Raw genomic sequence first — 21,681 nt, 5'->3', positions numbered from 1 at the left:
CCTTATTACAATAATTATGAGTACACTCTTACTTTTAATTTATAGCACTTTCGGAGAGATGGCAGAGTGGTCGAATGCACCGGTCTTGAAAACCGGCATGGGTTTGTAGCCCATCTAGGGTTCAAATCCCTATCTCTCCACCATTATATTAAAGCCCGCTTTTTAGCGGGCTTTTTTGTTTTTACGCTTTATTATCAGGCCATCTTAGGTTTCCTCGCTTATTCCCCCATTTCGGTTTGCTATTAGCCGCTATCGATAGATTATTAACATATTCATGTACTTTTATTTTTTAGATTTTAAAATAGTATGTTGTGGCTCAAGGATGATTTACCTTCAAGAAAACCTATTGTTTATCGTGCAATGATTCTCATTGATAACGGTGTTTGTTTTATTTGTATTCCAACCTTTTGACACAATTAACGATACATCATCACTTTTGCAGCTTTGCTGTGCTGTATACCTACGACGCTGGCTATGCGTAAATCAGTCATTAATTGAAGAACGTATTTAATATTGAAATCTAAAGGTTAGGTTTTATTGACGATAGCGCCTATAAGGTAGTGAACTTTGTCTGATAGGCGACTAAGCAGCGCAAAGTAAGCGTGGGCTGGCAGCACAATGCGTGTTTGTTTTTTGTTAGCAAAACCATTCATTAAAATCATTTGCAAAACTTTATTAAACCCACTCACTAAACAGCCCAACAGAAGTTAAATCTTCAAATTATCAACCTTGCAAAGGGGGGTTAAAGACCTTTGCTAGAAACGCTAAGATATACTTTTATAAAATTAAAATGCCTAGTTACAGCAGTTTAAAGAGTGCTTGTTTTCCCATCATAAATTACGACCATAGTCTCTGTTTCTAACCTTAAGAACTTGGTGCATGCTTAAGATAATGTTTGTAGTGTGTAATTAGGAACTTATATGAAACATCAACTAGCCAAAAGTGTAGCGCTTTCTTTATTATCCCCTGTGATTGTTGGTAGTTTACTTGGCCTTTATTATGGGCTCACTATGAATGGCGATGCGGTTACCATTTTTTTACAACTATTGATGAGTGCAATTGCGAACGCACATATTGTTGGGCTTACTATGGCCGCTTTTGTCGTACCGGGTTATTTACTTATGTTTAAGTATGCAAAAGTGAATTATTCAGGAGTATTAACTCTTGGGCTGCTTGGTGGTGCAATATTTAGTTATTTACTCAGTGCTACAACAGGCGAGATATTTTTAATTAATAGTGTAATGGCCGCTTTTGCCGCAGGACTATTTTTATTTGGCCTGCGTAAAACATCAAAAAAATAATTGCAGAAATATTAATCAAGCGTGCTGAAAAACGGCGCTATTTCTGTTTTTTTGCCTGTAAAAGGTTTCAATTTTTCACGACAAAGAGTACCTTTAGCTACTGTCTGTTTAATAAGAAGTAGTTTGGTATGCAAAAGCACGATTTTTACCAGTCATTAGTTAAGCAAACTGAATCACTAATTGCTGGTGAATCTAATGTCATTGCTAATATGGCTAACGTAAGTGCGCTATTATTTACCTCATTAGAAGATGTAAATTGGGCGGGCTTTTACTTTATGGATTCGCCAAGTGAATTAGTGCTTGGGCCTTTTCAAGGTAATCCAGCGTGTATTCGTATCCCTGTTGGTAAAGGGGTGTGTGGTACGGCTGCAGCAACGTTAGAAACTCAACTAATTGAAGATGTACATGCGTTTGATGGCCACATAGCCTGCGATGCAGCGTCTAACTCTGAGATTGTTGTACCTATCATGAAAAATGATAAAATAGTTGCTGTTCTTGATATCGATAGTCCAACTATTGGTCGATTTGATACTGATGACCAAGCAGGTCTTGAAGCATTAGTTAAATGCTTAGAGGCAAGCTTATAATGAAAGACTTGCTAAATGTTCAAGACTACCTATTCGCAGTACAAGATGTAGGCGATTGGGAAGGGGAAGAAGAACATGTAGCGGAAACGCTCAATGATTTGATTCACATAGCCTGGGATAAACTTCCAGATGATTTAGATTGTGAATCAATCGATGAAATAATAAATGGTATTTGGGAACACCTTCGAGGTGATTTGGCTGTACTTGAAGCCGACTTCGAAGAGTTAATCGACTGGGTAATACACTACGTTGACTCGTCCCTTGATGAAAAGATGTGAAAAATAGGTTCTAAAATGGAAACCACAAACAAGCTAAAAGATATTAATGAAGTGCTGGAATTTCTTTATCAAGAATTTCCACAATGTTTTAAACAAAAAGACGGTATTAAACCGCTTAAAGTCGGTATTTTTAAAGATATTGCCGAGCGTATCGAAGGGTCTGAAAAAGTAAGTAAGACTCAAGTACGTCAAGCGCTTAGAAAATACACGTCTAACTGGCGTTATTTAGAAGCTGTGACTAAGTCAGAGTTTCGTATTGATCTTGATGGCAATCAAGGTGAAAAAGTTGAGCAAGAGCACATTGACCACGCTCAAAAAGCACTAGAAGAAAGCCGTGCTAAAATGGCAAAACGCAAAAAACAACAGCGTCCACGCCAAGATTCAGATTCTAAATCTTTCAAGAAAAAACCAGCCCACGCTAGCAAAAACAATGCACAAGCTAACAAACCAGCTAAAGCAGCCCCTGCTAAACGTTCAGGAAAAGTTGAACCTTTACCTGCAAGTGAGGTCAAGGTTAATAACAAGGTTAAGGTTAAACTTGGCCAAGCACTTGTAAATGCGGTAATTACTGAAGTAAACAAAGACGAAGTTCATGTTGAATTAGTAACAGGCATGCAAGTTAAAACCAAAGCTGACAGCTTATACATTATTTAAGTTGTAAATAAATTAAGGAGTTGTGTATGAGTAAAAAGTTTACGCTCATTCCGTTAGTTGCTGCCCTGTTTTCGGGTTCTTTATTCGCTTCCGTAGAAGCGGCAAAACTTGAAGACTTGCCTGTACTTAAACAAGAAAGTCAACATGGCACTGCCAGCAAACGAGTGGCTAACTTATTTGCTCGTTCACACTATACACCGGTTCGATTTAACGATGGGCTTTCTAGCAAAGTGTACGATCGTTATATCGAATCCCTTGATTTTAATAAAAGTGTGTTTTTAGCAAGCGACATTGCTGCGTTTGAAAAATACCGCAACGATTTTGATAATGCTATTACCACCGGTAAGCTTGGCTTTACGTTTGATATTTTTAACTTAAGCTTAAAGCGCCGTTTTGAACGTTATGATTACTCTTTATCATTACTAGATAAAGAAATGACGTTTGAGAAAGACGATGAATACTTTTTTGACCGTGAAGATTCAGCATGGCCAGCATCGCAAGCTGAGCTTGATGAAATTTGGCGTGAACGCGTTAAATACGATGCCTTACGTTTAAAAATGACAGGCAAAGATTGGGAAGGGATCAAAGAGGTCCTTACTAAGCGTTATAAAAATGCACAAAAACGTTTAGTGCAAACAAATTCAGAAGATGCATTTCAAATTGTAATGAACTCGCTAGCGCGAAGCATTGAAGCGCATACGTCGTACTTATCGCCGCGCCGCGCAGAACAATTTAAAATGGATATGGACCTAGAGCTTGAAGGCATTGGCGCCGTTTTAAGCCCAGATGAAGATTACACCGTTATTCGCAGCTTAGTACCAGGTGGACCTGCCGATAAAACAGAGCAGCTAAAAGCTGACGACAAAATTATTGGTGTTGCCCAAGATCAAAAAGAGTTTGTTGATGTTATTGGCTGGCGTTTAGATGATGTAGTTGATTTAATTAAAGGCCCTAAAGGCACTAAGGTACGTTTACAGTATCTTAAAGGCTCTGATGCACATGGCACGCCTAAAGTAGTTGAAATCACCCGTGATAAAATTCGCTTAGAAGATAGGGCTGCTAAATCTGAAGTATTTGAAGCCAGTTATTCAAATTTAACTTCAAAAATTGGTGTTATTGAGATCCCAGGCTTTTACAACAATCTTTCAAAAGACGTTAAAGTTGAATTAGCTAAACTTAAAGAAGAAAACGTAGACGGTATTATTATTGATTTGCGCCAAAATGGCGGTGGATCATTATATGAAGCTACACAGCTATCAGGCTTGTTTTTTGACCAAGGTCCGGTTGTTCAAATTCATACATTAAATAACCGTATCGAAGAGCAAAAAGACCGTGACGGAATTACCTACTACGATGGCCCATTAACTGTTTTAGTTGACCGTTACAGTGCTTCAGCCTCTGAAATTTTTGCCGCCGCAATGCAAGACTATGGCCGCGCAGTAATTATAGGCGAGCAAACCTTTGGTAAGGGAACGGTTCAGCAGCACAAAGGCTTAGGTCGTGCGTACGATTTATACGACAACGACTTAGGTAGCGTACAATACACTATTGCTAAGTTTTACCGTATAAACGGCGGCAGTACTCAACATAAAGGGGTTATTCCTGATATTTCATTTCCTTCTGCGATAGACCCAGCAGAATGGGGCGAGAGCAAGCAAGATAATGCATTGCCGTGGGATAGCATAGTACGAGCTAAGTATAATAGGCAGGGTAATTTAACGCCTGTAATCACTTATCTTGAAAAACAGCACGAAGTACGTATTAAGTCAGAGCCAGAGTTTGGTTACGTATTTGATGATATTGCCCGTTACAATGAAGAGAAAGACCGCAAAACTATTTCTTTAGTTGAAGCAGACCGTATTAAAGAAAAAGATGAAAATGAAGCACGTACTCTAGCGCGCACTAATGAGCGTTTAAAGCGTTTAGGTAAAGAGCCAATAGAAAACCTAGATGATGTACCTGAGGTAATTGAAGAGCTTGACCCTTTCTTAGAAGAGGCAGCACTGATCACTCAAGATTACATTAACTTTGGCCGTATCGCTAAAAAATAAACACGTGTTTACCCCGTTTAAAAGGCGCTTTTTGCGCCTTTTTTGTTACCTAAATTTCGCTAAATTGCTATAATCGCGAATTACTAAATTGAGTTACATTACTGTGGCTTAAAAAAAGCACTGATACGCTAAAAATAATAAATAACCACGCCACGATATGTGGTGTGCAGGAGTCACTATTTTGAAGCCTTTAGAAAAACCGATTAAACCCGCCTCGTTTTTTGATGCACTTGTTCCTATCACTGTTTTAATTTGCCTTTTAGGCGCAGCGGTATATTTATTTGGCGATAACTCGTCATCAGGTCCTAACCAAATAGCGTTATTATTTGCCACTTTTTCTGCGGCATTAATAGGGCTAAAAAATGGCTATACGTGGAAAAAGCTTGAAGAAGCCATGATTGAAGGTATTACCTTATCATTGGGGGGCTATTTTAATTTTATTAATGGTGGGTGCCTTAATTGGTACTTGGCTGTTGTCGGGTACCGTGCCAACGCTCATTTACTATGGCTTACAGGTTATTAACCCAAGCTGGTTTTACGCCGCAAGCTGCTTAATTTGTGGCATTGTTGCAATGAGTATAGGTAGCTCTTGGACCACAGCTGCCACCATAGGTGTGGCGCTTTTAGGGGTGGCCACCGGGTTAGGGCTTGATCAAACTGTGACGGCAGGGGCGGTTATTTCGGGAGCTTACTTTGGTGACAAACTTAGTCCGCTTTCTGAAACTACTAACTTAGCACCGGCTGTTGTTGGAGCTGATTTATTTCAACATATTCACCACATGTTATGGACTACTGTTCCTAGCTTTGTCATTGCATTAATCATTTTTATATTTATGGGCTTTAATGCAACTGCCTCGAATGAAGCTGGCAGGATTGACGAAATAACAGCGATTTTAGAGCAAAACTTTAATATTGGCTTTGAAATGCTAATTCCATTCATTGTGCTGCTAGTTTTAGCTATTAAAAAAATGCCAGCGTTTCCGGCAATTTCAATTGGCGCTGTAATTGGTGCTGTGTGGGCAATGTTGTTTCAGTCTGATTTAATTGCGACACAAATTGACCTTTCTCAGGGTGAGTTGGTTGGTTATTTTAAAATTATTTGGACGACTTTTTTCGATGGTTTTAGCATCGACACGGGTGATGACAAAATGGATTCATTGCTCAGTGGTGGCGGTATGGCAGGGATGTTAACCACAACATGGCTGATCATGACGGCTCTTATGTTTGGTGCCATTATGGAAAAAACCGGCTTATTAGATATTTTTGTTAAGAGCATTTTAAAAATTGCAAAAAGCACGGGCTCGCTTATTACATCAACCATTGCTACTTGTGTGGGCACAAACTTAATAGCGGCTGATCAATACATTGCTATTGTAGTGCCAGGTCGTATGTTTAAAGAAGAATATAAAAAGCGTGGTTTAAAGCCCGTTAATTTATCGCGTACTTTAGAAGATGGCGGCACAATAACAAGCCCGCTAATTCCGTGGAATACCTGTGGTGCGTACATGCAAAGCGTTTTATTAATAAACCCATTTGACTATGCCTTGTATGCTTTCTTTAATTTAATTAACCCTTTCTTAGCCATTATTTATGCGTACGTAGGCATTAAAATTTTACGCATTGAACCCAAGCAACCTGCTTAAATCTAAATAGCTCCTTTTTAAGGAGCTTTAGTTGGAGTAACTATGACTGTTTCAGCAAAGCCAAAAGCGCAATACTTAAAAGACTACACTGCGCCTAATTTTTCTATAGAGCACACTGAACTCACTTTTGACTTACAACCACTAAATACAAAAGTGACGGCGCTACTAACACTTAAAAGAACAACAAATCAAAACTCAGCGCTTGTGTTAGATGGCATAGACTTACAATTAGTGGAGCTGCAAGTAGACAATATTGCTTATACTAATTATAAGATTGAAGGTGAGCACCTAATCATTAATGATTTACCTCACACATGCCAGCTTAAAATTGTTACTGAAATTTCTCCTGATACAAATACCTCTTTAGAAGGCTTGTATTTATCTGATGGTGCGTATTGCACGCAATGTGAAGCGCAAGGTTTTAGAAAAATAACCTACTTTTTAGACCGCCCTGACGTATTAAGCACATACGATGTGACGATTATTGCTGATAAAAGCTTTAAGCATTTACTGTCAAATGGTAACCAAATTGACAGTGGTGAAACAGCTGATGGCCGCCATTTTGCTAAATGGCAAGACCCATTTAAAAAGCCAAGTTACTTATTTGCATTAGTAGCGGGTGATTTTGATGTACTAAAAGACACCTACACAACAAAAAGTGGGCGCGAAATTGAGCTTGCGTTATTTGTTGATAAAGGTAATTTATCGAAAACACCACATGCAATTAACTCATTAAAAAAAGCCATGCATTGGGATGAAACGCGCTTTAACCTAGAATATGACTTAGATATTTACATGATTGTTGCCGTAGATTTTTTCAATATGGGAGCAATGGAAAACAAAGGGTTAAATGTATTTAATAGTAAATGCGTATTGGCTAACCAAGAAACCGCCACCGATAAAGATTATCACACGATAGAGTCGATTGTTGGTCATGAGTATTTTCATAACTGGACGGGTAACCGTGTTACCTGTAGAGATTGGTTTCAGCTATCGTTAAAAGAAGGGCTCACAGTATTTAGAGACCAAGAATTTAGTAGCGATTTAGGCTCACGCGCACTTAACCGCATTGATGCCGTTAAAGTAATGCGCACACATCAGTTTAGTGAAGATGCGGGGCCAATGGCGCACCCAATTCGCCCAGAAAAAGTTATCGAAATGAATAACTTTTATACCGTAACGGTGTACGATAAAGGGGCTGAAGTTATCAGAATGATGCACACCCTGTTAGGTGAGGTTAACTTTCAAAAAGGGATGCAGCTTTACTTTGAACGCCATGATGGCCAAGCGGTTACCTGTGACGATTTTGTTGCTGCAATGAGTGATGCTTCAGGCATAGATTTAACGCAATTTAAGCGTTGGTATAGCCAATCTGGTACACCACGATTAAATGCAACACAGCACTATGATCACGATAAGCAACTTTATACTTTAACAATTGAGCAATCAGCTCCGCTAAATCAGCCAGATAATAAGAGCCTTCATATTCCATTTGCCATCGAATTATTAGATGAAAATGGGCAAAGTATTGCACTTACTTATCAAGGTGAAAAACGCGACCACGTGCTTAACGTAACTGCGCCAACGCAAACGTTTTACTTTGATCAAATACCTGCTCGCCCAGTGGCTGTACTACTTGAAGATTTTTCTGCGCCCTGTATTTTAAGCCAGCAAAATTCAGAACCTGATTTACTGCATATTATGCGTTTTGCACGCAGCGATTTTTCGCGTTGGGATGCGCAGCAGCAGTTATTTATTAATGCAGTTAAGCAAGCAGTTAACGCACCTGAACACGCAACATTAAGTGAAAACGTTATTAATGCACTACGTGTGTTAATAAGCGCACAAAGTGGCGATTTAGCACTGGTAGCAGAGCTTATAAAACTGCCAAGCTTTGACACGTTTGCCGCTGAGTTTGACATAATTCCTGTTGACGAAATCATTACAATCACAAGATTGTTTGAGCAACAGATTGCCGAGCAATTATCTGATGAGCTTTTACATTGTTACAGTTCGTTAGTAGATGATGGCAGTATAAATCCAGATGCAGTGGCTATAAGAGCGCTTAAAGGTGTTTGTTTACATTACTTAGCTAAAATACCTTCTGAGCAAGTTGACCGCTTTATTAAAGAATCGGCAGATTCACCGAATATGACCAATGTTTTAGCCTCATTAAGTGCGGTAGTAAAAGCATCACACCCATTAAGAACAACGTTGTTAGATCACTTTGATAGCCAGTGGCGTCATGATGTTTTAGTTATGGACAAATGGTTTGCGCTGCAGGCTATGCAATCTGGTGATGATGCTATTGAGAATATAAAAGCGTTGTACGCGCATCCTAGCTTTGATTTTTCAAATCCAAATCGTGTACGGGCATTAGTGGGTAGCTTTAGTCATTTTAATACCGCACAATTTCACCGAAAAGATGGTGAAGGTTACGCATTATTAGGTGATTTACTTATTAAGCTAAACGCGATTAATCCGCAAAATGCCTCTAGAATGTTAACGCCTTTCATGTCGTGGAAACGCTTTGACACCACCCGTGCTCAAGCAATGAAAGCACAGTTGCAACGCTTAGCAAACCTTGAAGGATTAAGTGCTGATTTATATGAAAAGGTTGAAAAAGCGCTTAATTAAATGATTGAGTATTACTTTTCTTTACACCTGAGCTATAACAAATGCATGGACTACTACCATGGTCGTTTTAGCTCAGTACAAGTGGTTGAGGATAACGGTAAAACAATACGTTTTGCCGCCTCGCACTTACGCCCTTACATTTCATCTATAGGAATAAGAGGGCGTTTTAGACTTTTACTTACCCCCGAGAATAAATTTATTCGCCTCGAACGTATCGCCTAACCTGCTGTTTTTATGTTATAGATACATAAAAATATTATCTTTTTGTTAATTTCAATTTGTTCTATTGTTAATTTACGTGTATAAATTATCTGGTATGACGTCTTACCAATACGTAAACGTCAGCTCAAAAAATATAATAATTGATTGAACGCGACCATTTGTAATTTTTTATAATCGCTTCTATCGTTAAGATTACACTAAAAACAATAACTTGATCACACATAATTACCCACGACAGGGGGGATACACAATGATAAGAAGATCGCTTTTTGTTAAAAACAAAATAGCTATAGGTTTAGCAGCCGCAAGCTTAGGTTTATCTGCAGCAGCGAATGCAGCAAATTTTGAGGTAGGGGGCTTTGATGTCACCTTCGACTCAACTTTTTCCTATGGTCAAAGCGTCCGTGTTGAAGACAGAGATTTCGACATTATTGGTAAAAGCAATAATCCTGCATTTGATTGGACTGGGTATAATCCTTCATTAAATACAATTTATTCTTCTCAAGATGTTTGGGCTCAACCAGGCTCTTACTCTAATAATGGCGATGCAGGTAATCTTAATTTTGATAGCGGTGATTCGTTTTCAAAATTATTGAAAGGAACACACGACCTTTCAATTAGTAAAGATAACTACGGCTTATTCACACGTTTTATGTACTTTTACGATTTTGAGTTAATGGATGGTGATAGAGCCTACGTTAACCCAACCTCAGGACAAGGCGTAGATCCATGTGATGATGACGACACAAAAGAGCAAAGCTGTGCCGACATTCGTTTATTAGATGCCTACGTTTGGGCAAATTTTGACTTAAACGATGGCAATAACCCGCTGTCAATTCGCCTTGGTCAACAAGTAGTTAACTGGGGTGAGAGTACACTTATCTCTCATGGTATTAACGTAAACCCGGTCGATATTGACCGCTTAAAAGCGCCAGGTGCTGAGCTTAAAGAAGCATTTATTCCTGTAGGTATGCTTTGGGCGTCATTAGGGATCACTGAAAATATTACTTTAGAAGGTTTTTATCAGTACCAATGGCATGAAACTCGCCTACCGGCTGCGGGTACTTATTTTTCTACCAATGACTTTGCAGCAGAAAACGGCTATCAGCAAAATGTGCAGTTAGGTTTTACTTCTAACCCTGACATTGATATGGCCTTTTTAACCGACAGCCTTAATAACCTTTATACTAACTTTGCTCAGGTAGCCGCTGCACAGGGTATTGACCCAACAAGTGCTGAAGGTCAAGCCCTGCTTGCAAACATGTATTTAGCTCATCCAACTAAAGTTGCGCTTAAGGGGAAAGGCGATAACGGTAAAACAGAGCCAGATGACGGCGGCCAATATGGTTTACGTTTAGGTGTATTTTTACCAGAGTGGAACGACACAGAAGTGGCGTTATACCACGTTAACTACCATAGTCGACGTCCGCTAATTTCTGGTCGTGTATCTAACTTTTCTCAAGCTGCCATCGCACAAGATTTAGCGATGATTGCAACAACAGAAATTACAGATGACAACGTGGCAGATTTAGTTGCGTTTTCAAAAGCAGAAAATGATTACCCAGAAGATATTAAACTTTACGGTTTAAGCTTTAACACCACAATTGGCGAAACCGCGTTTGCTGGTGAGTTTGCATTTCGTAAAGACGAACCGTTACAAATTGATGATGTAGAGCTACTTTATACCGCCATGCCTGAACAATTGGCGCTTGCCGGTATTCGCCCAGACTTTGCGGGTATTTCGCAAATGAGTTTTGGTGATGCGATTAGCTCTGTAGCGGCAGGTGAAGTTGCACAAGGTTATATTGAACGCGATACATCACAAATTCAGTTTACTGCAACACATTTATTTGGCCCGTCATTAGGTGCTGATAGCTGGGCTGTAGTAGGTGAAGTAGGTGCTGTGAAAATTCATGATATGCCTGATTACGACGAAATGCGTTTAAATGTGTCGGGTACAGGTCGAAGTGGTGTGATCACAGGCCCAGGCACTACTGACTACACAACATTACAACTAGGCCTTTCTAATGGGCCAGAAGAAAAGTCGTTTGCAACGGCATCATCTTGGGGTTACCGCCTAATTGCTAAAGGTGATTACTTTAACCTTTACAATGGCATTAACTTCTCTCCACGATTTGTATTTTCTCATGATGTAAACGGTAACACACCTGATCCTATGTTCTTGTTTATTGAAGACCGTAAATCGTTGGGTGTAACGATGAACTTTAATTACCAAAATGCATGGTCACTTGATGTGAGCTACAACTCATTTTGGGGTGGTGGCGATATCAATACTTTCTCAGATCGTGACTACGTTTCTTTCAATTTAAAATATTCAATTTAGGGGTAATATTAGTATGATTAAAAAACCTACCCTCATCGCTACCGCTTTGTGTAGCATGTTTTTAAGTTCAGCGGCAATGGCAAAAATGAGCGCTGAAGAACTTGCACGTTTAGGACAAGACTTAACGCCATTTGGCGCAGAAAAAGCAGCCAATGCTGATGGGTCAATTCCAGCGTGGAATGGCGGTATTACATCTGCACCAGAAGGTTATGAGCCAGGGATGCACCATTTAGACCCGTATTCTGCGGACAAAGTGTTGTTTACCATTGATAAAACAAACCTTGATAAGTACAAAGCTAACTTAAGCCCTGGTCAAATTGCTTTATTTGAAGCATACCCAGATACGTTTAAAATGCCTGTTTATGAAACGCGCCGCTCTGCGTCTTACCCACAGTTTGTATACGATGCAACAAAAGAGTTTGCTGCAACGGCTGAGCTTATTGAAGGTGGCAACGGAATAAAAAATACCGCAATTGGTATTCCATTTCCTATTCCTAAATCTGGCTTAGAAGCTATTTGGAATCACTTATTACGCTATCGTGGACAATCAATAGAGCGTTTTGGTGGACAAGCTGCACCCACCGCATCGGGTTCGTACAATTATGTTGGCTTTGATGAACAACTATTGGTTAAATATTCAGATCCTAAAGCGACTCCTGCAGAGCTTCAAGACTCAAACATTTTGTTTAAATTTAAGCAAAAGGTGACAGAGCCAGCACGCCTTGCCGGTACAGCGCTACTTGTACACGAAACCATGGATCAAATTTTAACGCCTCGCCAAGCGTGGACATATAACTCAGGTCAGCGTCGTGTTCGTCGTGCACCAAATGTTGCATATGACGCTCCAGGTACAGCCGCAGATAGCTTACGTACTACCGATGATTTTGATATGTTTAATGGCTCACCTAACCGTTACAACTGGACGTTAAAAGGTAAGCAAGAGCTATATATTCCGTACAATAGCTACAAGTTACACAGTGATAAACTAGAGTACGATGATATTTTAAAACCCGGCCACATTAATCCAGAGCATACGCGTTATGAAAAGCACCGTGTATGGGTGGTTGAAGCTAACTTAAAAGATGATACACGCCATATTTATAAAAAACGCGTGTTTTATATTGATGAAGATAGCTGGCAAGTACAAGTGACCGATATTTATGATAATCGCGACCAGCTTTATCGTGTAGCAATGGCATATGGCTTAAACTACTACGAAGTACCTACGCAGTGGAGTACCTTAGAAGTGTATCATGATTTAAATTCGCGCCGTTACTTAGCTATTGGTTTAGATAACCAAGAAAAAATGTACGACTTTTCAGAGTCGTTTAACGATAACGAATTTACTTCAAGCGCATTACGCCGTGAAGGTAGATAACAACGTAATATGCAGCTAACAGCCCGTTAGCTGCTTTTTTCTTTCTCATCGCGTTTGTCTATACGACACGCAGGATTTTCCTCAGCAAACAGACAAACAATTCTTCAGTTCAAGGCGATTAAAATTTATGAAGTATTTGGTATATGCCAGCCTGATCATAAGCGGTGCGAGTATTGCACAAGATGCACCTCAGTATGCTATTAGCGCAATCAACGCAAATAAAACCCTACTAACTGATATTACGAATACAGGTGCAGGGTTAGTGGCTGTAGGTAAGCACGGTACGGTAATAACAAGCAAAAACGCTGAGCAATGGCAGCAAGCGCAAAGCGTCCCTACACAGGTATTGCTAACGGCTGTCGATTTTTCTAATGAGACTCATGGGTGGGCGTGCGGGCACGATGCCACAATAATTAATACCACCGATGGTGGTTTAAATTGGCAATTACAACAAGCAAAGCCAGAGCTTGATAAGCCGTGTTTAGATATTTACTTTGAAGATGACTCAAATGGTTTTGCTGTTGGCGCTTATGGCATGTTTTATCAAACCAGTGATGGCGGCAAGCACTGGCATAAACGCTTTTTAGACTCTTTACTGTTTAGTGAAGATAGAGAGTATTTGAATGATTTAAAAGAAAATGATCCTCAAGGCTACGAAGCTGAAACAACATCTATACTGCCTCATTTTAACCGTATTGAAAAAACAGACAGTGGTTTGATGTTAGTCGGTGAAATGGGGTTAATGGCCAAAAGCAGTGATAATGGTCAAACATGGCAACGCCTTGATGAAATTTACCCAGGTTCTTTTTTTGCGGTAGCATCAGATCCGCAGCAAGAAATTGTGGCAGGGCTCAGAGGAAATGTATTTGCTAAAAATAAAAATGAACAACAATGGCAGCATTTTGAAAATGTTAAAACGGCCACGGTTAATAACATTATAAATTACAATAATGAACATTGGTTACTGCTAGCAAATAGTGGTGTGATCTTTCATTTAAAAGACGGCTTACTTACACATGAACAACGCCCCGATGGTAAAGCTATTCTTGATGGCGTAATAATTAATAATAAATTAGTCATGGCAACAGAAGATGGCATTAAAGTGAAGGAGTTGAACCCTTAATGCATACGTTTTTAGATTTTTTAGAAAAGGCGGTGTTTAGACACCGTACTATCATGTTGATCGCTTTTGCGCTAATCACATGTTTTTTAGGCTATAAAGCCACTCATATTGAATTAGACGCCTCGTTTAACAAAAATATTCCGCTAAATCACGAATACATGAAAGTGTACACCAAACACGAAAAACAATTTGGTGGCGCAAATAGCATTTTAATTTCGGTGTGTGATGACAGTGGCAATATTTTTAACCCCGAATTTTTCACCCAGTTAAAAGCAGTACACGATCAACTGTATTTTATTCCTGGTGTAAACCGCCCATTAGTTAACTCTATTTTTGCGCCCAGTGCGCGTTTTGTCGAAGTGGTTGAAGATGGTTTTGCTGGCGGCCCAATTATTCCTGCAAACTTTAAAGCCGACCAAAAAGGTTTAGCGGTAGTTAAAGAAAACATTGAAAAAGCAAAAGTAGTAGGGCGAATGATTGCCAGCGATTACTCATGTGCCATGGTGACCGCGCAGCTACTAGAAACCGACCCGCAAACTCAGCAAAAGCTAGATACACTGGCATTTGCAGATAAGTTAGAAACGCAAGTAAGAGAGCCTTTAAGTACAGATAAAGTCAGTATTCATATTATTGGATTTGCCAAAATGGCCGGCGATATCGCTCAAGGGGCAAAAGGCGTTGTGCTATTTTTTGCTATTGCCATTGGTTTTACCTTTATTATGGTATGGCTATTTTGTGGCAGTTTAAAGCTCACCATTCTACCTATAGCGTGTTCAATTATTGCCGTAATCTGGCAAATGGGTTTGCTGTCGAGTTTAGGTTTTGGACTCGACCCTATGTCTATATTGGTGCCGTTTTTAGTATTTGCGATTGGTGTAAGCCACGGCGTGCAGATGATCAACGCCATTGGTAAAAAAGTAGGTGAGGGCAAAAGTACCCGCATTTGTTGTCAATCAAGCTTTAGAGCATTACTTGTACCTGGTGGTATTGCGCTGCTTTCAGACACGGTGGGCTTTTTAACCCTGCTGACTATTGATATAGGTATTATTCGTGAACTTGCAATCACAGCAAGTTTAGGTGTTGCGGTTATTATATTTACTAATTTAATTTTATTGCCAGTGTGGGCCTCGTATATGAATTTTGCCAACACTGTGCATATTCAATCAGGCGATGCGCAAAAGCCAAATATGCTAGATGCGATACGCGATTTATTAGTAAAAGCCACAGACCCTAAAACCGCAAAAATGATTATTGGTTTTACGCTGGTGTTATTTGCCTTAGGTTACTGGCAAGCAGATAAAATGCGAATTGGTGATTTACATGCAGGTGCGCCTTCGCTGCATCAAGATGCTCGCTACAATCAAGATACTTTTTTAATATCGGACAAATACACTATTTCGTCGGATATTTTAAAAGTGATTGTTGAGGCTTACCCAGCGGCGTGTACAGAGCACGATGTGATGGCGCGCATTAGCCGTTTTCAGTACAAGGTAGAAAACGTGCCAGGCGTACAATCGGCGGTTAGTTTAAGCTCTGTGGCGCAGTCGGTTAACGCAGGTTACAACGAAGGTAACTTAAAATGGCAAAGCTTACCGCGTAATTCAGCCAGCTTAGTGCAATCAACAGCCCGTGTAGAAACAAGCACAGGGTTACTTAATGGTGATTGCTCAGTCATGCCGGTGATTATATTTTTAGATGATCACAAAGCAAATACAATCGATACCGTTATTCAACGTGTTAAGCAATTTGCACAAGAAGAAGGCACAGACAAGTTAGCCTTCAAGTTAGCGTCTGGGCCTGTAGGGGTGATGGCAGCAACAAACGAGTCTGTTTCTGCGGCGCAAATTCCGATGATGCTGTACGTTTACGGCGCGGTTATTATTTTGTGTTTGTTAAGCTTTAAGAGCGTAAAAGCGACAATTGCAGTGGTATTACCTCTGTATATTGTATCAACTCTTGCACAAGCACTTATGGTGCAATTAGAAATTGGCTTAACGGTATCTACTTTACCTGTTATAGCCCTAGGTGTAGGTATTGGTGTGGATTACGGTATTTATATACTTTCTTCGATGATGGGCCAACTTAAGCAAAACGTACCGCTGAGCGTGGCGTACCGTAATGCCCTTGTTGAGCGTGGCAGTGCTGTATTGTTTACCGGTATTACCCTTGCGATAGGTGTTAGTACGTGGATATTCTCTGATCTTAAGTTTCAAGTAGATATGGGAATACTGCTTACCTTCATGTTTTTAGTAAATATGTTAGGTGCGGTACTGCTATTACCCGCAATTGGTAGTCTGCTGTGGACCGACCAGAAAAAATAAAGTGAATAATTGTGCTCCTAAATGACCTGTAATGGTCATTTATATCTATATTTTGTGAATAGATGACCAAATAGCTGAAATGCTTAAAATGTTTTCATCGAAAAGGCTGTTTATTAGCGCTAAAAGGGTTAGAATTTAACTGACTCCACGCTAATAAATGGCTGTACAAATATTCTGCTTAACTAAAAGCAGTAATAGATTAAGGAACATACAATGACACGAAATGAAGGCCAAGCCTCGGTTATCCTAGATAATGTCTGTAAGCTTATCCAGAAAAAAGTTCACGCTGATAATGTGTTACTCGTTGAGAAATTCGCCAAAGCCTTGTACAGCAATATGTCTAAAGAGGATTTGGCAAATCGCAATGATAGTGACCTATACGGTGCTGCACTCAGCCTTTGGAATGCACTAGAAAAAAACACCACGGACGACGCAGTAATTCGCGTTTTCAACCCTGAAGTAGCAAAAGATGGCTGGCAGTCATCACATACAATTGTAGAAATTATTGCTAAAGATATGCCATTTTTAGTCGATTCTGTTCGTATGGCTATGACCCGTGAAAATATAGCTTCTCACTTATTACTTCACTGCCCACTGAAAATTCAGCGTGACTATAACGCTAAAATTTCTGGTTTATCAAATTTAAAAGCAGAGCAAGAATCGAGCTCTACTAAAACAGTGTTCTTTATTGAGATTGACCGCCAAACCGATGCATCTGTTATTGCGTCTTTCAAAAAAGAGCTCGAATCAGTATTGGTTGATGTTTCTATTGCGGTAGATGATTGGCAGCCAATTCGCGAAAAATTAGTCTCTGTTACTAAAGAAGTACCAAAACGTAAGCACAATAAAAATAAGAACGAAGTATCTGAAGCCGTAGAGTTTTTAGATTGGCTGGCTAAAGATAACTTTACTTTAATGGGTTATCGCGAGTACGAGCTTACCCCTGTACAAGGTGATTACCAGTTAAAAGGCAAAATGGACACAAGCCTTGGCCTTATGAAAAATTCAACCGATGAGCACACACGTTTATTATCTGAATTACCTGAATTTGCTCGCCAAGAAGCCCTCAGCAGTAACTTATTAGTATTAACAAAAACGAACTCTGTATCGCGCGTTCATCGCCCAGCCTACATAGATTACGTTGGTATTAAACGCTTTGATGATGAAGGCAATGTGGTTGGTGAAGACCGTTTTATCGGCCTATTTTCATCAAGCTTTTACAACAACAGCGCAGCAGATGTGCCTGTTCTAAAAACTAAAATTAACCGTATTATGGATATGTGTGACTTTGCTAAAGGCACCCATGCATACAAAGCGGTACTGAATATTTTAGAAACGTACCCACGTGATGAATTAGTTCAAGCTCGCGAGAGCGAGTTACTTGAAGTAGCAATGGGTGTTTTACAAATTCAAGAGCGTGATATGTGTCGCTTGTTTGTTCGTAAAGACGCCTACGGACGTTTCTTCTCTTGTATGGTGTACGTCCCGCGTGAGCGATATAACACAGCGCTGCGCCGAGAAACACAAGACATTTTAGCTAACGCCTTTAATTCTGACGAAAAAGTCGAATTTACTACCTATTTCTCTGAGTCAACACTTGCGCGTACACATTACACCGTTCGTGTGACCGATAACAATATCGAATATAACGTGAAAGACATCGAAAACAACCTAGTAGAAGCTGCTCGTACATGGGAAGATAAATTACAATCTGCACTGTTAGAGTCAGCAGGGGAAGCCCGCGGTAATGAGCTAAATCGTAAATATTGCAATGCGTTTGCACGCTCGTACAAAGATGAAGTACTACCGAGTGCTGCGGTTGTAGATATTGAAAAACTAGAATTGTTAAACGACGAGAACAAGCTAGAAATGCTGTTCTACCGTCCGCAAGAAGAAGCTAACAGCAATATTGTACGCCTAAGCTTGTTCCATAAAGATGAGCCAATTCACTTATCTGATGTTATGCCAATGCTAGAAAACTTTGGTTTACGCGTTGTAGGTGAAACGCCATATTCTGTTAAAACAAGTGATGGTCGTATCAATTGGATCATGGACTTCTCTATGCTGATTGACAGCAAAGGTATGGCCGACTTTGATAAGATTTCTGCTCGTTTTCGCGCTGCTTTAACTAATGTATGGGGCAACCGCCTTGAAAACGACGGCTTTAACCGCTTAGTATTAATGGGTGGTTTAACAGGTCGTGAAGCCTCTATATTACGTGCCTATGCAAAATATATGCGCCAAATTGGGGTTACCTTCTCACAGACCTACATTGAGAGCACGTTTGCAAACTACCCGCATATTGCTGCGCAAATAGTTAACTTATTTGCTAAAAAGTTCTCAGTAAAAAGCCCTGCAAGCCCTAAAACACTTGAAAAATTAAGTGCACAAATTTACTTAGAGCTTGAAAACGTAGCGAACCTTGATGATGACCGTATTATACGTTTATACGTAGATATGATTGTGGCAACACTGCGTACGAACTACTTCCAAAAAGATGAAACAGGTCAGTTTAAATCTTACGTGTCGTTTAAAGTACAGCCTAGCTTAATTCCTGATATGCCACTTCCGCTGCCAGCATTTGAGATTTTTGTATACTCTCCGCGTGTTGAAGGTGTGCATTTACGTGGTGGTAAAGTTGCTCGTGGTGGCCTTCGTTGGTCAGACCGTCGTGAAGATTTCCGTACTGAGGTACTGGGCTTAGTAAAAGCACAACAAGTTAAAAACACCGTAATTGTTCCGGTAGGTTCTAAAGGTGGTTTTGTATGTAAGCAGCTACCGAGTGAACGCGAAGCCTTTATTAAAGAAGGTCAAGAGTGTTACAAAATTTTCATTCGTGGTTTATTAGACATTACCGATAACATTGAGCGTGGTGAAATTGTACCGCCAGCTAATGTAACACGTCACGATGAAGACGACCCATACCTAGTAGTAGCAGCCGATAAAGGCACAGCTACTTTCTCTGATATTGCTAACGGTATTGCTAACGAATACAACTTCTGGCTAGGTGATGCGTTTGCATCAGGTGGTTCAGTAGGTTATGACCATAAGAAAATGGGCATAACAGCAAAAGGTGCATGGGAGTCTGTTAAACGTCATTTCCGTGAAATGGATATTGACTGTCAAACTACCGACTTCACTGTGGTTGCTATTGGTGATATGGCCGGCGACGTGTTTGGTAACGGCATGTTATTGTCTAAGCACATTCGCTTACAAGTCGCGTTTAACCATATGCACATATTTGTAGACCCTACACCAGATGCAGCGACCTCTTACCCAGAGCGTGAGCGCTTGTTTAACCTGCCTCGTTCATCATGGGAAGATTACAATAAAGATCTGATTTCAGCGGGCGGTGGGATTTTCTCGCGCGCAGCTAAATCGATTTCTTTAAGCCCAGAAATGAAAAAAATGCTTGGCACTAAAAAAGCAAGCATGACACCGAACGAGTTAATCAAAGCCTCATTAATGATGGAATTTGATTTACTATGGAACGGTGGTATTGGTACTTACATTAAAAACAGCCACGAAACAGACGCTGATGTAGGGGATCGTGCAAATGATGCGCTGCGCATAAACGGTAAAGACCTTGGCGCTAAAATTTTAGGTGAGGGCGGTAACTTAGGTGCAACCCAATTAGGGCGTATCGAGTTTGCAGCCAAAGGCGGGCGTGTAAATACCGACTTTATTGATAACGTAGGCGGTGTTGCGTGTTCAGATAACGAAGTAAATATTAAAATTTTACTTAACGGCTTAGTTTCAGAAGGGGATTTAACACGTAAACAACGTGATGAGTTACTTTACTCTATGACCGACGAAGTGTCTGAGCTTGTACTCAAAGATTGTTACCGTCAAACACATACATTGTCGATTACACAGTCTAAAGGTGCATCAACACTTAAAGAGAAGATCCGCTTTATTCATGCCCTTGAAAAAGAAGGCAAGCTAAACCGTGCAATCGAGTTTTTACCAACTGATGAAGAGTTGGCAGAGCGCGCTGCAGCAGGTAAAGACCTAACACGTCCAGAGCTTTCAGTATTAGTTTCGTACGCTAAAATGGTGCTTAAAGAGTCGTTAGTAACAGATGAAATTACTGAAAACCCGTACTACCGTCAGCTACTAGTTAAGTCTTTCCCGCGTCCACTGCGTGAAAAATTTAACGACGCGATGGATAATCACCCACTGCGCAAAGAAATTATTGCAACAAAACTGGCGAACAATATCGTTAATGACATGGGCTTAAACTTCATGGTACGCATGAACGAAGAGACCGGTGCTAACGAAGCTGAAATCGCAATGTGCTATTCAATTGCGAGTGAGATTTTTGAAATGCGTGAAACCTGGTCATCAATCAGCGCGCTAGATAATAAAATCCCAGCAGCAGTTCAAACCGAAATGCTGTACCAATTACGTCGTACTGTTCGCCGTGCAACACGCTGGTTCTTACGTCATCGTAATAAGTCACAAACAATTGAACAAGCTATCGAGTTCTTTGCACCAACGTTTAAAGATTTAAGCGAAAACTTAAATACGTACATGCAAGACAAAGAACACCAATGTTTAACTGGCAAAGCAAATGAGCTAGTTGAAAAAGGTGTACCTAAGCAAATTGCTAAGCGTATTATTGACCTTTCTAGCCTGTTCTCTGTAATGGATATTGCTGAAATAGCGCATAATTCAGGCCGCAGTGTGGCGATGGTATCTAATACCTACTTTAAACTTGGCTCGCGTATGGGCTTACACTGGTTCTTAGATCAAATTACTAACCAGCCTGTTTCTAATCATTGGCAAGCACTTGCCCGTGCGTCGTATCGTGAAGAGCTTGATTGGCAACAACGTACGCTTTCTCATGTTGTGCTAAACAGCTTTGAAGGTGACGAAAACGATGTTGATAATCAAATCGATCAGTGGATGGCCAGCCAAGATCTGCTGCTACAGCGTTGGAAGCAAATGTTAGCTGAATTTAAAACCTCGCAAAGTCACGACTTTGCTAAGTTCTCAGTTGCACTGCGCGAATTAATGTTGTTAAGCCATAACTGTGATACATCAGGAAAATAATTTAGCTTTAATTGGTTATTTATTCAGTAAATAATCAGTTAATTGTTAAAATTGTTATACAATACCTCAGCCTAGTCTGAGGTATTT

13 protein-coding genes, 1 tRNA gene and 1 pseudogene are annotated in these 21,681 nt (G+C 40.1%); 14 read left to right on the top strand and 1 reads right to left on the bottom strand.

Features of this window, described 5'->3' with window-relative positions; all coding sequences use genetic code 11:
- The first annotated feature begins 52 nt into the window (after positions 1-52).
- Positions 53-143: transfer RNA gene (locus tag PAT01_RS02110), tRNA-Ser, on the top strand.
- Positions 144-527: 384 nt separating this feature from the next.
- Here PAT01_RS02110 and PAT01_RS20200 read toward each other — a convergent pair.
- Entirely contained in the window at positions 528-662 is a 135-nt protein-coding gene (locus PAT01_RS20200; RefSeq protein WP_318299727.1) for a hypothetical protein, read from the bottom strand.
- A 258-nt stretch (positions 663-920) separates the two neighbouring features.
- Between PAT01_RS20200 and PAT01_RS02100 the strand changes: the two genes are divergently transcribed.
- From PAT01_RS02100 to PAT01_RS02040, 13 genes and pseudogenes are all read left to right on the top strand, one after another.
- Positions 921-1,301 carry a hypothetical protein gene (locus tag PAT01_RS02100; protein WP_024033524.1) on the top strand — a complete coding sequence of 127 codons (381 nt, stop codon included), beginning with the start codon at positions 921-923 and terminating at the stop codon, positions 1,299-1,301.
- Between the two features lie 128 nt (positions 1,302-1,429).
- Entirely contained in the window at positions 1,430-1,888 is a 459-nt protein-coding gene (locus PAT01_RS02095; protein WP_004586714.1) for a GAF domain-containing protein, read from the top strand.
- Positions 1,888-2,166: a hypothetical protein gene (locus tag PAT01_RS02090; protein ID WP_004586713.1), complete on the top strand. Its 279-nt coding sequence runs from the start codon at positions 1,888-1,890 to the stop codon at positions 2,164-2,166. The genes PAT01_RS02095 and PAT01_RS02090 overlap by 1 nt, the downstream gene beginning before the upstream one ends.
- Positions 2,167-2,181: 15 nt before the next feature.
- Positions 2,182-2,820 carry an RNA chaperone ProQ gene (gene proQ / locus PAT01_RS02085; protein ID WP_004586712.1) on the top strand — a complete coding sequence of 213 codons (639 nt, stop codon included), beginning with the start codon at positions 2,182-2,184 and terminating at the stop codon, positions 2,818-2,820.
- 26 nt (positions 2,821-2,846) lie between these two features.
- Positions 2,847-4,871: a carboxy terminal-processing peptidase gene (gene prc, locus PAT01_RS02080; protein WP_096041641.1), complete on the top strand. Its 2,025-nt coding sequence runs from the start codon at positions 2,847-2,849 to the stop codon at positions 4,869-4,871.
- Positions 4,872-5,052: 181 nt separating this feature from the next.
- Positions 5,053-6,514: pseudogene (nhaC, locus tag PAT01_RS02075) on the top strand (Na+/H+ antiporter NhaC).
- A gap of 42 nt (positions 6,515-6,556) precedes the next feature.
- Entirely contained in the window at positions 6,557-9,151 is a 2,595-nt protein-coding gene (pepN, locus tag PAT01_RS02070) for an aminopeptidase N (RefSeq protein ID WP_154944572.1), read from the top strand.
- Positions 9,152-9,373, top strand: a complete 222-nt coding sequence (locus tag PAT01_RS02065; protein WP_024033528.1) for a DUF2835 domain-containing protein — start codon at positions 9,152-9,154, stop codon at positions 9,371-9,373.
- Positions 9,374-9,623: 250 nt separating this feature from the next.
- Complete coding sequence (locus PAT01_RS02060) at positions 9,624-11,717, top strand: DUF1302 domain-containing protein (protein WP_004586707.1); 2,094 nt, start codon at positions 9,624-9,626, stop codon at positions 11,715-11,717.
- Between the two features lie 13 nt (positions 11,718-11,730).
- Entirely contained in the window at positions 11,731-13,095 is a 1,365-nt protein-coding gene (locus tag PAT01_RS02055; protein ID WP_154944570.1) for a DUF1329 domain-containing protein, read from the top strand.
- 127 nt (positions 13,096-13,222) lie between these two features.
- Positions 13,223-14,218, top strand: coding sequence for a WD40/YVTN/BNR-like repeat-containing protein (locus PAT01_RS02050; protein WP_154944568.1), 996 nt, complete (start codon positions 13,223-13,225; stop codon positions 14,216-14,218).
- Entirely contained in the window at positions 14,218-16,539 is a 2,322-nt protein-coding gene (locus PAT01_RS02045; protein ID WP_096041646.1) for an efflux RND transporter permease subunit, read from the top strand. The genes PAT01_RS02050 and PAT01_RS02045 overlap by 1 nt, the downstream gene beginning before the upstream one ends.
- Before the next feature lie 213 nt (positions 16,540-16,752).
- Positions 16,753-21,594 (top strand): NAD-glutamate dehydrogenase, encoded by a 4,842-nt coding sequence (locus PAT01_RS02040; protein WP_154944566.1) that lies wholly within the window; start codon positions 16,753-16,755, stop codon positions 21,592-21,594.
- Positions 21,595-21,681 lie beyond the last annotated feature (87 nt).

This window comes from Pseudoalteromonas atlantica, from assembly GCA_007988745.1.
GTDB lineage: Bacteria > Pseudomonadota > Gammaproteobacteria > Enterobacterales > Alteromonadaceae > Pseudoalteromonas > Pseudoalteromonas atlantica.
This window is presented reverse-complemented; position numbering and strand designations above follow the sequence as displayed.